Raw genomic sequence first — 14,918 nt, forward strand, 5'->3', positions numbered from 1 at the left:
CGCGTTATCCACATGTCGTGTGGATACGCCCTGCATAACCGTGTGGACAAGTCCGCTTCGCGCTTGGGCGTCAACGGCTTGCGTTGTGCTGGTCATTTCTTGAGCAACGTCGGTGCGCGGCGTAGGAGCGCGCCCTGCGCGCGACATGTTTTGAGGCCGTGCGCTTCAGGCCCTGTGGCGCCAGGCGGAAAGGACGTCGCGAGCGGTTATCCACACGCGGTGTGGATACGCCTTGCATAACCGTGTGGACAAGTCCGCTTCGCACTTGGGCGTCAACGACTTGCGTTGTGCTGGTCATTCGGTGACCACGGGGCGGGACGGCCGCGTCCCGGGCCGCAGACCTGCCATAATGCGCGCATGTCCGAGCACCGCATCATTTCTTCCGCCGCCGCCATGGACGACGAGGCGCTGGAAGCGAGCATCCGTCCGAAGAGGCTGGCCGAGTACCTCGGGCAGCGGACGGTGCGCGAGCAGATGGCCATCTATATCGAGGCCGCCCGCCGTCGCGGCGGGGCGCTGGACCATACGCTGATCTTCGGGCCGCCCGGCCTCGGCAAGACGACGCTTTCCCACGTGATCGCCAACGAGCTCGGGGTGAGCGTCCGCTCCACGTCGGGCCCGGTGCTCGAGCGCGCCGGCGATCTCGCCGCGCTGCTGACGAACCTCGAGGCCAACGACGTCCTCTTCGTCGACGAGATCCACCGCCTTTCGCCCGTGGTGGAGGAAGTGCTCTACCCGGCGATGGAAGACTTCCAGATCGACATCATGATCGGCGAGGGCCCCGCGGCCCGCTCGATCAAGCTGGACCTGCCGCCCTTCACGCTGATCGGCGCGACCACGCGAGCCGGGCTGCTCACGGGCCCGCTGCGCGACCGCTTCGGCATCATCCAGCGGCTGGAGTTCTACAGCGTGGACGAGCTGACGGCGATCGTCCGCCGCGCGGCGCGCATCTTCGGCATCGAATGCGAGCTCGAAGGGGCGGTGGAAATCGCCCGCCGCTCGCGCGGCACCCCGCGTATCGCCAACCGCCTGCTGCGCCGCGTGCGGGACTTCGCCGAGGTCCGGGGCGACGGCCGCATCACGCATGAACTGGCGCGCGCGGCAACCGACATGCTCAAGGTGGATGCCGAGGGTTTCGACGACCTGGACCGCCGCCTGCTCGGCACGATCATCCGCAATTTCGACGGTGGCCCGGTGGGCGTGGAATCGCTCGCCGCCGCGCTCAGCGAGGACCGCGGCACGCTCGAGGACGTCGTGGAGCCCTACCTGATCCAGCAGGGGTACCTGATCCGGACCGCTCGCGGCCGCATGGCGTCGGCCAAGGCCTGGCGCCACCTGGGGCTCAATCCGCCGCCGCGCCAGAACGCCACCCCGGACCTGTTTTCGGACGAGGCATGAGCGTCTTCCGCTGGCCCGTGCGCATCTACTGGGAAGACACCGACGCGGGTGGGGTGGTCTACCACGCCAACTACGTGCGCTTCATGGAGCGCGCCAGGACGGAGTGGCTGCGGGCGCAGGGCATCGACCAGCTGGCGCTGCGGCGGACGACCGGCCTGGGCTTCGTGGTGCGCGACATGCACCTCGATTTCCTGCGGCCGGCCCGTCTGGATGATGAACTTCAGGTCAGCGTGGTCGTCAAAGAACGCCGTTCAGCCAGTATGCTGTTCGATCAGGAGATCGTGCGAGGGGACGAATCGCTGGTGCGCGCCACGGTGCGCGCGGCCTGTGTGAACCTCGATACGATGCGCCCGGCCCAGATCCCCGCGGATCTGTTCCCAGAAGATTTTTCCTTTACCCGATAGCCAGATACCCGGCGGAGAGCCTGCAAGCGATGAACGGTGGACTGAACATTTTCAAGCTGGTCGCGGAAGCGAGCCTGCCGGTACAACTGGTGATGCTCCTCCTGCTGGTGTTCTCGTTCCTGTCGTGGGTGATCATCATCCGCAAGTACAGCCAGCTGAAGACGGCCCACGACAACGCCGAGACCTTCGAGGACCGCTTCTGGTCGGGCGCCGACCTGGCCGCCCTGTTCCGGGAAGTGGGCAACCGCGAGGGCCAGCACGGCATCGAGAACGTGTTCGAGGCCGGCTTCCGCGAGTTCGCGCGCCAGCGCCAGCGCCGCGTGACCGACGCCAACCGCGTCATCGAGGGCTCCGAGCGCGCCATGCGCGTGGCCGGCACCCGCGAGATCGGCAAGCTCGAGCAGAACCTCGAATTCCTCGCCAACGTTGGTTCGATCAGCCCGTACGTCGGTCTGTTCGGTACGGTCTGGGGCATCATGGGCGCTTTCCAGGGCCTGGGCGAGATGAAGGACGTGACGATCTCGGTCGTGGCCCCGCACATCTCCGAGGCGCTGATCGCCACGGCCATGGGTCTGTTCGCCGCCATTCCGGCCGTCTGGGCGTACAACCGCTACGCCAACAAGGTCGAGCGCATCGCGTCGCGCTACGAGGTGTTCCAGGAAGAGTTCTCCTCGGTCCTGCAGCGCCAGATCCACTCCGACGAAGTGGCCTGAGCCCCACATGGCCACGCGTAACGTCTACCGCCGGCACAAGCGGAAGCTGAAGTCCGAGATCAACGTCGTGCCGTACATCGACGTGATGCTCGTGCTGCTGATCATCTTCATGGTCACCACGCCCATGATGAACCTCGGCGTCGACATCCAGCTGCCGCAGACCAAGGCCAAGTCCCTCCAGGACAAGAAAGACCCCGTCGTCGTGTCCGTCGACGAGGCGGGCCAGATCTACCTCACCGCCAATGGCGCCAAGCGCGAGCCGGTGAGCGCGGACGAGTTCAGGACGAAGATCACGGCGTTCCACAACGCCAACCCGGAGCTCCAGGTGCTCGTGGCGGGCGACCAGCGCGTCGGCTACGGCAAGGTCTATTCGATCCTCCCGATCCTCCAGGAAGCGGGCGTCTCCAAGATCGGCCTGATGAGCCAGCCGGAGTCGGGCGCGCAGAATGGAAAACCGTAACGGCACGCCCCGCGCGGTCGTCCTCGCCGCGCTCCTGCACGTCGCGATCGTGGCCTTCCTGGGCCTCGCCGTCATCCCGTGCTCGGATTACGAGAAGTGGGCAGAAGCGCTCGGCCTGCCGGCGGAGTGGAATCCGCTGAAGTGTCCCGCGCCGCTCGAACTTCCCGGCCAGATCATCGAAGCCACGCTCGTGGGCCCGACCGGCAGCCCGCCGCCGAAGGCGACCAAGGTCAAGCCGACGCCGGACACCACGCCGCCGCCGCCCGTGGTGCCGACGCCGCCTCCGCCGCAGCCCGAGAAGCCGAAGGTCGAGACCCTGCCGCCGCCGCCGAAGCAGCCGGACCTCAAGGACCAGGAAGAAGTCGTCGACGACGCGGTCCAGAAGGCCGAGGACGCCAAGCGCCTGCAGGAAGAGAAGCAGCGCCAGCGCCAGGCCGAGCTCGACGCCCAGGCGGAGCAGAAGAAGAAAGAGAAGCAGAAGGAAATCGACGACATCTTCAAGCAGCTCGACGCGGCGAAGGCGCAGACCAAGAAGGCCGACACCACGAAGAAGCAGGCCGAGCAGCAATTGAAGGACCTGCAGAACGCGAAGGACGACGGCCTGCCGGACCTGCCGCCGGCCGACCAGAAGCAGTCGGGCACCAACGGTCGCGACACCGGCAAGCTGGGCCAGTACCTGGCCGCCATCCAGAACTCGGTGACGAGCAACTGGCTGCGTCCGGACAACATGCCCAACGCCTCCTGCCAGGTGCACATCGTCCAGGTGCCGGGCGGCCAGGTGCTGAGCGCCAAGGTCGACTCCAGCTGCCCGTACGATGCCGCCGGCCGGGCGTCGATCGAAAACGCCGTGCTGCGAGCCCAGCCGTTGCCCTACCAGGGCTTCGAGGACGTCTTCCAGCGCAACCTCACCTTCACGTTCAGGCCGCAATGATGGTGCGCGTCCCGCCCCGGGCTCATGCCGGGGCGGGGCGGTTCATAGACCGGTCACGCACGAAGCGACCGTCGCGCTAACATTTCGCCGCCGTCCCACATCTCCAGGTCGCAATGAACCAGCCCATGCGCAGAATGCTTTCCCGACTCGCCATCCTCGTCGTCGCGCTGACCGGCTTCGTGGCCGGCCCCGCCGCCGCCCAGTCGCTCAACGTGGACATCGTCGGCGGCCTGAAGACGGCGACCCCGATCGCGGTCGTTCCGTTCGCCCAGGCCGGCGGCGCGCCGCTGCCGACCGACGTCGCGGACGTCATCCGCAACGACTTCAACCGCTCGGGCAAGTTCCGCTCGCTCGACAAGGCCGACATCGTCGAGACCCCGTCGCAGGGCTCGGACATCAAGTTCGCCACCTGGCGTCTGCTCAAGCAGGATTTCCTCACCATCGGCCGCATCAGCGACGCCGGCGGCGGCATGCTCAAGGTCGACTACGAGCTGTGGGACGTGAACAAGCAGCAGAGCCTGCTGGCGCAGTCGTTCACAGCCCCGGCGGGCGACCTGCGTGGCGTCGCGCACCAGATCGCCGACCAGATCTACGAAAAGATCACCGGCGTCCGTGGCGCGTTCTGGACCCGCATCGCGTACATCACCGCGGTCGGCGTCGGCAACAACACCACCTATTCGCTCATCGTGGCCGACTCCGATGGCTTCAACCCGCAGGTCGTGGCCCGCTCGCGCGAGTCGCTGCTGGGTCCGGCCTGGTCGCCCGACGGCAGCAAGATCGCCTACGTCTCGTTCGAGAGCGGCAACTCGGCGGTCTACGTGCAGAACATCAACACCGGTTCGCGCAGCCTGATCGCCTCGCACCCGCGCGGCATCAACAGCGCCCCGGCCTGGTCGCCGGACGGCAGCAAGCTCGCCGTGAGCCTGTCGTACGTCGGCAACCCCGAGATCTTCGTGATCGACGTGGGCAGCCGCGCCGAAACCCGCCTGACCAACAACTTCGCGATCGACACCGAACCGACCTTCACCCCGGACGGCCAGAGCATCATCTTCACCTCCGATCGCTCGGGTAAGCCGCAGCTCTACCAGATGTCCGCATCGGGTGGCGCGGCCCAGCGCCTGACCTTCCAGGGCGGCTTCAACGCCAGCGCGTCGGTGAGCTACGACGGCAAGCAGATTGCGATGGTGCAGGGCAACGGGAACGTGTATCGTATCGCCATCATGGACCGTAGTCTGGGTGGGCAGGTGCGCTTCGTTTCCCCGGGTAACGTGGACGATTCGCCCAGCTTCGCGCCCAATGCCAGCATGCTGCTCTATGCGGCGTCGCAGGGTACGCGAGGCGTCCTGTATGCGGTTTCGGCAGACGGTCTGGTGCGCCAGCGTCTCGTCCTCTCGGACGGCGACGTGCGCGAACCGTCCTGGGGACCCTATCGACAGCGCTGATGGCGCGCCCTCGCGGGCGGCGACATAAGCAAAGTCCAGGGAGGGGCGCGGCGTGGCCGCGCCTTTTCTGCGGACGGAGTTCCATCGGCGGTCGCCCCATGGGCGGCCGTCGGTACGAAAGACGACGGGTGCGGGACAGCACCCGTCGGCGTAGATGTAAGTAGAAAAACAGCCGGACAACCGGCGGTGCCTGTCCCGAAACGAAAACCGACTGTCGGAACTCAACTGTTGAAGGAACGTCCCATGAATAAGACCGTTACCGTCACCCTGGCTGCCCTGCTCTGCGTTGGCGCGGCCGCGTGCTCCAAGAAGAACACCAAGCCGGCTCCGATGCCGGAGCAGCAGCCGGTCGCCCAGACCCAGGCCCCGACCAGCGATGGCAAGTACCAGCCGTCCGATCTCGACACCGACGCTTGCCTGCGTCAGCGCGTCGTCTACTTCGACTTCGACAAGAACGACGTCAAGCCGGAGTTCCAGCAGATCATCGCTTGCCACGCCAAGTACCTGCAGGACCGTCCGCAGTCGGCGATGACCCTCGAGGGCAACACCGACGAGCGCGGCACGCGCGAGTACAACCTGGGCCTCGGCGAGCGCCGTGGCAATGCCGTCTCCAGCGCCCTCCAGGCCGCTGGCGGTTCGGCTGCCCAGGTCAACGTGACCAGCTATGGCAAGGAAAAGCCGGTGTGCCGCGAGCACAACGAAGACTGCTGGGCCAAGAACCGTCGCGTTGAGATCGTCTACACCGCGAAGTAAGTAATGAAGAAGACACTGGCTACCAGTTACATGGCCAGGCTTGGCGTGGCGGGCGCATTCGCGTCCGCCACGCTTTTTGCCGTCGTGGCCCATGCGCAGGACTCCCGCCTCAGCCTCGCCGACCGCGTGTCGCGGCTCGAGCAGCAGTCGCAGGCGCAGGCCGGCACGACGTCGCTGGTCAACCAGGTCAACGATCTCCAGCAGCAGGTGTCGCAGCTGCAGGGGCAGATCGAAGAGCTCCAGCACCAGAACCAGCAACTCCAGGATTCCCAGAAGGCGCAGTACGCGGATCTCGATTCGCGCCTGGGTCGTCTCGAAAAGGGCGGTGCCGCCTCCGCGCAGCCCGCGCCTTCGGCCACGACGCCGTCGGCTCCGCCTCCGGCGGCCGTTGCCGCCACCCCGGCCGCGCAGGCCACGCAGGCTTCCGCCGCGGCGCCCCAGAGCGCGCCGTCGCAGCCCGCCAGCGCCGACCAGCAGGCCGCCTACGACGCGGCGTTCAAGTCGCTGCGCGCCGGCGATTACGTCACGGCCTCGCGCGGTTTCCGCGACTTCCTCGTGAAGTACCCGGACAGCCCGCTCGCGCCCAACGCCTATTACTGGCTGGGCGAGTCGTACTACGTGACCATGAACTACCCGGTCGCGATCGAAGCGTTTCAGCGCCTCGTCAAGCAGTACCCGCAGAGCGACAAGGTCTCCGACGGCCTGCTCAAGGTGGGCTACTGCCAGATCGAACTGAAGCAGCAGGACGCCGCCGTGGCGACCCTGAAGCAGGTCACCACCAAGTATCCGGGCACCAAGGCCGCGGGTCTCGCACAGGAACGCCTGCGCCGCCTGCAGCGCCAGACGGCCAACTGACGTCATGACGGGCAACACCGCAACTCCGGCGGACGTCTCGCCGGCATCGCCCGTCGCGGAACGCCTGCGCATCACCGAAATCTTCCACTCCGTGCAGGGCGAGGCCGACGCGATCGGCTGGCCCACGGTCTTCGTCCGCCTCACTGGCTGCCCGCTGCGCTGCGTGTGGTGCGATACCGAGTATTCGTTCCACGGTGGCCAGTGGCACGACATCGACGCGATCCTCGCCGAGGTCGCCAGCCACGGCGCGCGGCACGTCTGCGTGACCGGCGGCGAGCCGCTGTCACAGAAGCGCTGCCTGATCCTGCTGCGCAAGCTGTGCGATGCCGGGTACGAGGTATCGCTCGAAACCTCGGGCGCCCTCGACGTCTCCGCCGTCGACCCGCGCGTGCGCAAGGTGATGGACCTCAAGGCGCCGGATTCCGGCGAGAGCGCCCGCAATCGCTGGGCGAACCTCGACCACCTGCTGCCGCACGACCAGGTGAAGTTCGTGATCGCCAGCCGCGCCGACTTCGAATGGTCGCGCGACGTCGTGGCCGAGCACGCGCTCGACCGCAAGGTGATGGTGCTGTTTTCTCCCGTGTGGTCGAAGGTCCAACCGCGCGAACTCGCCGAATGGATCCTCGCCGAACGCCTGCCGGTACGTTTTCAGTTGCAGCTGCACAAGCTGCTGTGGAACGACGCCGCGGGCCACTGATTCGAATCAGGTAACGACGTCATGAATGCTCCGAACGCTCCCCGCAAGGCCGTGATCCTGGTGTCCGGCGGCATGGATTCCGCGGTCACGATCGCGATGGCCCGCGAGCAGGGCTTCGAGGTGTATGCGCTGAGCGTCGCCTACGGGCAGCGCCACAGTTCCGAGCTCGAAGCGTCGGAGCGCGTGTCGAACCTGCTTGGCGCGGTCGTGCACAAGACCGTGCACGTCGACCTGCGCAGTATCGGCGGCTCGGCGCTCACGGCGGACATCGATGTGCCGGAGGAAGGCGGCGACGGCATCCCCGTCACCTACGTACCCGCCCGCAACACGATCATGCTGTCGATCGCGCTGGGCTGGGCCGAAGTGCTCGGGTCGACGGACATCTTCTGCGGCGTCAACGCCGTCGACTACTCCGGTTATCCCGATTGCCGTCCCGCGTTCATCGAGGCCTTCGAGGCGCTGGCGAACGTCGCGACGAAGGCGGGCGTCGAAGGCGCCGGCATCCGCATCCACGCACCCCTGATGCAGATGGGCAAGGGCGACATCGTGCGCGAGGGCATGCGTCTCGGTGTGGATTTCGCGGAAACCGTGAGCTGCTACCAGGCCGATGCACAGGGCCGCGCCTGCGGACACTGCGACGCCTGTCGCCTGCGCGCCGAAGGCTTCGCCAAGGCCGGTGTGCCGGATCCGACGCGTTACGTGTGATTCGTCTCGCCGTGGATACCGGCGTGCGCCGGTATGACGTATCGGGAGCGCATGGCGCGCAAGAAGCGAATGGTGGGTCGTGCCGGATTCGAACCGGCGACCTACGGATTAAAAGTCCGCTGCTCTACCAACTGAGCTAACGACCCACACGCGGGAACCGGCAAGTTTACGAGGCGGCGGCCGACGGCACAACCCGAGCGGGTGCCGCGTTCAGGTGGCGACGACGATCGCCTCGACATCGCCGCCCGCTTCGCGCCACGCGCCTAGACCACCCGTGAGGGGGCGCACGTTGGCGAATCCAAGCTTGCTCAGTCGCTCGGCGACCTTGGCCGCCGAGACTTCGTTGGGGCACGAGCAGTAGATGACTACGGAGCTGTGACGGGGCAGGGTGGCCAGTTCGACGTCCGCGGTCGCGAGATCGAACAGCTTCGATCCGGGGATGACGAACGGGTCGTCGCGCCGGCTCATCGCCGAGCGCACGTCGACGATCAGCGCGCCGGGCTCGCTGGCGAGCAGCATCGACAGTTCGTCCACCGAGATCCGCGTCTTGCGCAGGCGCATGATCAGCACCGTGCGGCGCACGTAGCGGAACACGATCCACAGCGCCAGCGCGATCAGCCCCGCGGCCGCGAGGCCGATGCCGAACTGGCGCAGGATCGCGAGCACCGCGTCGATCTGCCGGTAGAACAGCATGCCGGCGGACAGGCCCACGGAAATCCACAACGCCGCGCCGAGCAGGTCGTAGACGGTGAAGCGCGAGAACCGCGTGTCGCTGGCGCCCGCGATCGGAATGGCGACCAGCGACAGGCCCGGGATGAAGCGCGACACCAGCAGGAGCTTGACGCCGCGCTTCTCGAAGAAGCCGCTCGCGCGGCGCACGCAGGTGTCCGGCGAGAGCGAGATGCGGCAGAGCCCGTCCAGCACGCGGTAACCGAAGCGACGGCCGGTCAGGAACCAGGCGGCGTCGCCGAGGAACGCGCCGGCGAGGGCGGCGACGAACGTGCCGATGATGAGCAGCGGGTCGCGCGCGGCGACCAGCGTGCTGCCGACGACGATGAGCGTCGGCATCGCGGGCACGGGCAGCCCGACGGCGCCCGCGAACACGCCGACGAACGCCACGATGGGCGCGGTGTCCGACCAGTTGATGCTCGCCACGCCCGCGTTCCTCGAAAAGGTTCTTCAGGTAGCAATCCGCGAACGATACGCCGGTCCGCGGTCGACGGACAGAGGCCGGTCAGATCGCCGGATGTCGGCTCAACGCGGCGGCCGTGCGGGCGGACGCGCCGATCGCCATGGCATCGAATTCCGCCCAGAACAGGCTGCCGCGCCCGGGGCTCGAGCGCACCCCGATGCGACCGCCGAGCGTGTCGGCGATGCGCCGCGCTACGGCCAGTCCCAGCCCGTATCCGGGATGGCCGGGGAGTCGGGTGAACTCTTCGAACACGCGCGTTTCCAGGCCGGGCTCGAGACCCATGCCGTTGTCGCGCACCTCGAGCCGGATCGCGTCGCCGCGCCGGCGGAGCGCCACCAGCACGCGGCCGTGCGGCGTGCTCAGCACCGCGTTGGCGACCAGTCGATGGAGCAGTTCGCCGAACAACGCGGGATCGGTCCGGATCGGCAGGCGGCCGCCGCGCCAGCGGACGTCCACGCCGAGGCGTGCCGCGTCGGCCTCGATGCCCGCGCGACCGCGCACGAAGAGATCGGATGCGATGAGGTCGACCGTGGCGGGTTCCACGGCCCCGGCGTCGAAGCGCGCCATCTCCAGCAGGCCGTCCAGCAGTTCGCCCAGCCGGGTGAGGCTGCTGCGCATCTGCCCGAGCACCGCGCGCTGGCGCAGGTCCTCGCCGGGCTGCATCCCGGCGACGAACAGGGAAAGCGCCTGAAGCGGCTGTCGGAAGTGGTCCCCGACCTGTTCCACGAAGCGCGTATGCCGCGCGATGTCCTGCAGGCGCTGGCGCAGCGCGTCGGCCAGGGCGGCGTCGTGCCGCGCGCGAAGCTCGACGAGCTCGTCGAGCAGCGCGTCGATCTGGTGCCACTCGTCGGCGTCCGGCGCGACGTGCGTGCCGCGCGGATGCAGGAAACGGTCGATGCGGCTGCGGACGCGCTCCACGGGCGCGACCACCTCCCGCTCGATCGCACGCCGCGCGAACGCGAAGACGATCATGACGCCGGCGCATAACAGCAACGTCATGAGCAACCCGGCGACGCGACGTTCGTGTGCCGCGCTGCCGTCGCTTACCGTTTCCAGGTTGCCCTTGCTGGTGTTCACGAGCAGACGCAGCGCGCGCGCCTCGTCGAAACGGCGGCCGCTGTCCACGACGAGACCCGGGGCGTCGTCGCGGTGCAGGATCGCAAGCCGCGTCGACGGGCTGCGCGAGAGCGCGCTGGCGAGCGCGTTGCGCAGCGCGTCGTCGCCGCTCCATCCCTCGAGGGACGAACCGATACGCATGGACTGGATGCGCGCCACGGCCTGCGATTCGGCATCGATCGCGCGCATGTGCTGCACACCGAGCATGATCGACAGCGCGAGCGCGACGACGACCATCGGCAGCAGTCCCTTGAGGACAAGCTGCCGTCGCAACGATGCTGGCCTTCCTGGCGTTGGCGGCGACGCGGTCATGAGGCGGCCTTCTGGCACGAAGCTTCATGACGAATCTATGAAACGCGCGTTCGTCGCGCGATAGACAAGGGGAGCTAACCTTGCCGGCCTATGCCTTTCGGTCTATCACTTGTCGCGGAGCCGCGCGATGAGCGCATCGTGGTCGATGCGGATCTTGCGGAATCGCGCGTCGCGCGCGCCGTCGCTGACCCACTGCGCCGACTCGGCACGGCGTTTTTCCAGGGCGTATTCGATATCGGCGAAAGGCACGAGCTCCGCGTTGCCGGCAGGCGCGAAGCCGCTGATGTCGTGGATGAGCTTCAGGTTCGCCTCTTCGCGCGCACCGTCCTTTCCCTTCCCGTAGCCCGTGATGAAGGCGGCCACCTGTTCGCGCAGCGCGGGAGGCAGGTCGTTGCGGATGACGATCACCGCGTGCGGAATCAAGGACGATTTCCACAGCACGTGCAGCCGCGCGTACTGGTCCGGGAAGTGCTGCCGGAAGCGCTCCAGGTCGGCCGAGTTGTTCGTCGCGACGTCCACCTCGCCGTTGGCGACGGCCAGCGCGTTGTTCTGGTGGTTGTCGATGTGCACGCTGGCGAAGAACGTGTCCGAATCCAGTCCGCGTGCCGCGAACAGCTGGGTTTCCGGCACAAGGTAGCCCGAAACGGAGAGTGCCTCGCCGCGCGCGAAGCGCCACTTGCCGGGCCGCGCCAGCAGCTGGTCGACGCTGCGGATGCGCGAATCGGTCGCCGTAAGCAGCACGGCGTAGTAACCGCGGGAGCCGTCGCCGCGGGTCAGCCGGCCGATCACCTGCATGTTCTGCCGGGTGACGGCGTCGAGCGCGAGGCGTCCCGAGAGGAACGCGATGTCGACGCGCTGCTCGCTGATCGCCTGCGCGATGCCTTCGTAGGTGGTCACGGAGATGGCTCGGATGGGGCGACCCAGTGCCTTGTGCAGGTCGTCCAGCATCGGCCGCCACGCGTCCAGCGATTCGGCGGGACCGCCGATGGGGAGGATGCCGAAGGTCAGCGGCGCATCGGGATCGACGCTGCCCGCCGAGCTGCCCATCGCGGGCATCTGGAACAGCACGCAGGCGAACCACGCGGCAAGCCAGCCGCGCAGCCACAACCTCGCCGCACCTTTCACGCCTGATCGCATCGCGCCTGCCCCGCGTCGTGTCCGCGTACTTCGCGATCCGTGCGTCCCCCGACCCGCATCCGGGCCGGCGGTATGGTTCCGGTGCCGGTCGTCAGTCGCCCAGGTGCTGGGCGGCGACCAGCGCCTCGAGGCGGTTGCGCACGTGGAGCGCGCGGAAGATCGCCGCGAGGTGAATCTTGACGGTGCCCTCGCTGATGCCGAGCTCGCGGGCGATCAGCTTGTTCGGGCGGCCCTTGGCCAGAAGCTTGAGCACGTCGATCTGGCGCTCGGTGAGCACGGTGGCCAGGCGCTCCTTCGTCGTGAGTCCGTCGCCGTTGGACGCGAACGCGGGCGCCATCGTCGGTACCGAGGCGGATTTCATCGCTTCGGGCGGCACGTAGATGCCGCCGCCGACGACGAGCCGCACGGCGTTGAGGATGACGTCGGGAGGCGACGACTTCGGTATGTAGCCCTGGACGCCGAGATCGAGCACATGGCGGATGGCCGAGGGGTCTTCGGTGCCCGAGAGCACGATGACCGGCCGCGCGCGCGACGAGCCGTCGTCGCCCGGATCCTTCAACGCCGCCACGGCATGCTCGATGTGTTTGACGCCATCGGCGCCGGGCATGGCCATGTCGATCAGCGCCACCTCGGGAAGTGGCTGGGTCGCGAGCACGCGTTCCAGCTGCGCCACGGTTTCGGCCTCGACGAAAACGACGTCGTCGCCCAGCTCGCGAAGCTTGAGCTTCACGCCTTCGATGATGAGCCGATGATCGTCCGCGATCAGGACACGCATGCCTTCCCTCCGCCCGCGTGGACCGCGAGCCACCCCGTTGACCGGGACCATAGCCCCACCGGGGCGCCACGGCAAGCAGGCCATCCGGTCTCAGACGGCCGCATGATGGACAGTCCACGCCGAAACCATTACCTGGTGCAGCCGCTCGGGTGAGACGGGCTTGAACAGCACCTGCGTCGTCGCCTGGTCGATGTTGCGCAGGAAGTCGCCGCGCGTCTCGCCGGTGATGAGTACGCGGGCGAACGGCGGCGGATCGCCGGGACGCCGCCGGTAGTAACGATCCAGCAGCGCGAGCACGTCGAGGCCGGTGCCCTCGCGCAGGCGCAGGTCCGAGATCACGATGTCCGGCGGCTGCATCCACTGATGCACGGCCTCCATGGCCTGCTGTGCGTCTTCGGCCGTCATCACCTCGCAGCCCCAGCTGCCCAGCAGATAGCTGATGCCCGCCAGGATGGTCGGCTCGTCGTCGATGACGAGCACGCGCATGCCGACGATGTCGCGCGGGATGCCGGGCGACGGTGCGGGCGCGGCCACCGGCTCGGCCGTGCCGACACCCGGCTGCGTTTCCGGCAACGTGACCGAGAACAGCGTGCCCTTGCCCGGTTTCGACCGCACGCTGGCCCGCGTGCCGAGCAGGCCGGCCAGCTTCTGCACTGTGGACAGCCCGAGTCCGAGACCCCGCCGCGTGCCCTCCGGTCGACCCGCTTCGGGTCCGCTCTCCACGCGGTAGAACTCGTCGAAGATGTGCTGCAGGTGTTCGCTCGCGATGCCGAGGCCGGTGTCCCAGACATCGACCCGGACGGAGCCGTCGAGCCGGCGCCGCGCGCCCACGAGCACGCCGCCGCAGCGCGTGTAGCGCAGCGCGTTGCTCACGAGGTTGTTCAGGATGCGCGCGAGCATCGTGCGGTCGGCGCGCACCCAGAGGCCCGTGGTGCGCACGACCAGGCGCAGATCGTGCTGCTCGGCCACCATGCGGAAGTTCACGCTCACCTCCTCGAACACCTCGTCGAGCGGCACGTCGCGCACCACCGCCGGCATCGCGCCGGTCTCGAGCCGGGAGAGGTCGAGCAGTTCGCCGAACAGGTGGTCGAGGGATTCCACGCACTCCTGGATGTGGGCGATGCGGTTGAGCCGGATCGGATCGTATTCGTCCACCGCGAGGCCGGACGAGAAGAGGGTCAGCGCATAGAGCGGCTGGCGCAGGTCGTGCGAGGCCGCGGCGAGGAACCGCGCCTTGGCGACGCTGGCCGCCTCCAGCGCGGCGTTCTTGCGGGCCAGTTCCTCGGTGGCCGCGACGATCTCGCGCTCCATGCCGATCTGCGCGTGCAGCAGCTTGGAGGCGGCGCCGTTGAAGCCGCGTTGCAGGTCGCCGATCTCCGTGTCGTCCGTGACCGGAACGACGACGGTGCGGTCGCCGAGGCCGAGCTGGCGCACCGCGATGGCCAGGCTCCGCAGCGGCGCGCTCAGCCAGCGCGCGGTCGACCAGCCGATCATCACCGCGATCAGCAGGCTGAGCGCGAGCCACACCAGCGCGTTGTGCACGCTCGCGCGTTGCGCCGCGATCGCGTCCTCGACGCTGACGTCCACGGTGACGGAGCCGACCGCGCGGTGCGTCGTCGGATCGAGGATCTCGCGTGCGACGGTCAGGCTGTCGTCGTCGCCACCGACCGAGCCGTTGACCCGGTCGGCCACGATCTCACCGTCGCGGTTCGCGATGCGGACACGCGATACCTGCGGCAACTGCACGATCGATTGCGCGATGCGCCCGAGCTCGCGGCGCTCGCCCGTCCGTAGCGCATCGCCCGACACCGAGGCCGCCTGTTGGGCGATGGCGTCCGCGGTGGAGCGGCCCATCTCGTGCAGGGTGTCCATCTGGTGGCGGGTGAGGAGCGTCACCAGCAGGACCGCGCTGATGGCGGTGGGGACGAGCGCGACGCACGTCAGGCGCTGCACGAGCGACGTGCGGCGCCAAACCTTTTCCAGCCATGGAGCGGTCATGTCACGCATTCGGTTCCCCCGGCACGGCGC

15 protein-coding genes and 1 tRNA gene are annotated in these 14,918 nt (G+C 68.1%); 10 read left to right on the top strand and 6 right to left on the bottom strand.

From position 1 onward, the window contains the following. The first annotated feature begins 357 nt into the window (after positions 1–357). The 10 genes from ruvB to queC all read left to right on the top strand — a co-directional run bounded on the left by ruvB (position 358) and on the right by queC (position 8,358). Positions 358–1,398, top strand: coding sequence for a Holliday junction branch migration DNA helicase RuvB (gene ruvB / locus BMY69_RS17600; protein WP_090055192.1), 1,041 nt, complete (start codon positions 358–360; stop codon positions 1,396–1,398). Further along, positions 1,395–1,802, top strand: a complete 408-nt coding sequence (gene ybgC, locus BMY69_RS17605; protein WP_090055190.1) for a tol-pal system-associated acyl-CoA thioesterase — start codon at positions 1,395–1,397, stop codon at positions 1,800–1,802. Before ruvB ends, ybgC begins: the two co-directional genes overlap by 4 nt. A 29-nt stretch (positions 1,803–1,831) precedes the next feature. After that, positions 1,832–2,515, top strand: coding sequence for a protein TolQ (gene tolQ / locus BMY69_RS17610; RefSeq protein ID WP_090180747.1), 684 nt, complete (start codon positions 1,832–1,834; stop codon positions 2,513–2,515). Positions 2,516–2,522: 7 nt separating this feature from the next. Further along, positions 2,523–2,975 carry a protein TolR gene (gene tolR, locus BMY69_RS17615; RefSeq protein ID WP_089977708.1) on the top strand — a complete coding sequence of 151 codons (453 nt, stop codon included), beginning with the start codon at positions 2,523–2,525 and terminating at the stop codon, positions 2,973–2,975. Beyond that, entirely contained in the window at positions 2,962–3,906 is a 945-nt protein-coding gene (locus tag BMY69_RS17620; protein WP_090055187.1) for a cell envelope integrity TolA family protein, read from the top strand. The genes tolR and BMY69_RS17620 overlap by 14 nt, the downstream gene beginning before the upstream one ends. Positions 3,907–4,031: 125 nt before the next feature. Further along, complete coding sequence (tolB, locus tag BMY69_RS17625; RefSeq protein ID WP_254779203.1) at positions 4,032–5,348, top strand: Tol-Pal system beta propeller repeat protein TolB; 1,317 nt, start codon at positions 4,032–4,034, stop codon at positions 5,346–5,348. A gap of 243 nt (positions 5,349–5,591) precedes the next feature. Next, positions 5,592–6,101 (top strand): peptidoglycan-associated lipoprotein Pal, encoded by a 510-nt coding sequence (gene pal / locus BMY69_RS17630; RefSeq protein ID WP_090055184.1) that lies wholly within the window; start codon positions 5,592–5,594, stop codon positions 6,099–6,101. Positions 6,102–6,104: 3 nt separating this feature from the next. After that, complete coding sequence (gene ybgF / locus BMY69_RS17635; RefSeq protein ID WP_177191211.1) at positions 6,105–6,956, top strand: tol-pal system protein YbgF; 852 nt, start codon at positions 6,105–6,107, stop codon at positions 6,954–6,956. A gap of 4 nt (positions 6,957–6,960) precedes the next feature. After that, a complete protein-coding gene (queE, locus tag BMY69_RS17640) occupies positions 6,961–7,653 on the top strand; it encodes a 7-carboxy-7-deazaguanine synthase QueE (protein ID WP_090055183.1) in 693 nt (230 codons plus the stop codon). Positions 7,654–7,674: 21 nt separating this feature from the next. Beyond that, on the top strand, positions 7,675–8,358 hold the full coding sequence (queC, locus tag BMY69_RS17645) for a 7-cyano-7-deazaguanine synthase QueC (RefSeq protein WP_090055181.1): 684 nt from the start codon (positions 7,675–7,677) through the stop codon (positions 8,356–8,358). Between the two features lie 70 nt (positions 8,359–8,428). Here queC and BMY69_RS17650 read toward each other — a convergent pair. The 6 genes from BMY69_RS17650 to BMY69_RS17675 all read right to left on the bottom strand — a co-directional run bounded on the left by BMY69_RS17650 (position 8,429) and on the right by BMY69_RS17675 (position 14,888). Beyond that, a tRNA-Lys gene (locus BMY69_RS17650) sits at positions 8,429–8,504 on the bottom strand. A gap of 64 nt (positions 8,505–8,568) precedes the next feature. Then, positions 8,569–9,513 carry a DedA family protein/thiosulfate sulfurtransferase GlpE gene (locus tag BMY69_RS17655; protein WP_090055179.1) on the bottom strand — a complete coding sequence of 315 codons (945 nt, stop codon included), beginning with the start codon at positions 9,511–9,513 and terminating at the stop codon, positions 8,569–8,571. Between the two features lie 79 nt (positions 9,514–9,592). After that, positions 9,593–10,939, bottom strand: coding sequence for a sensor histidine kinase (locus tag BMY69_RS17660; protein ID WP_143070513.1), 1,347 nt, complete (start codon positions 10,937–10,939; stop codon positions 9,593–9,595). A gap of 144 nt (positions 10,940–11,083) precedes the next feature. Beyond that, positions 11,084–12,103, bottom strand: a complete 1,020-nt coding sequence (gene phnD / locus BMY69_RS17665; protein ID WP_255364604.1) for a phosphate/phosphite/phosphonate ABC transporter substrate-binding protein — start codon at positions 12,101–12,103, stop codon at positions 11,084–11,086. 103 nt (positions 12,104–12,206) lie between these two features. Continuing rightward, entirely contained in the window at positions 12,207–12,890 is a 684-nt protein-coding gene (locus BMY69_RS17670) for a LuxR C-terminal-related transcriptional regulator (RefSeq protein WP_090055173.1), read from the bottom strand. Positions 12,891–12,980: 90 nt separating this feature from the next. Next, positions 12,981–14,888, bottom strand: coding sequence for an ATP-binding response regulator (locus BMY69_RS17675; protein WP_255364605.1), 1,908 nt, complete (start codon positions 14,886–14,888; stop codon positions 12,981–12,983). Between the last annotated feature and the right edge of the window lie 30 nt (positions 14,889–14,918).

It is taken from the genome of Luteibacter sp. UNC138MFCol5.1, from assembly GCF_900110505.1.
Classification (GTDB): domain Bacteria; phylum Pseudomonadota; class Gammaproteobacteria; order Xanthomonadales; family Rhodanobacteraceae; genus Luteibacter.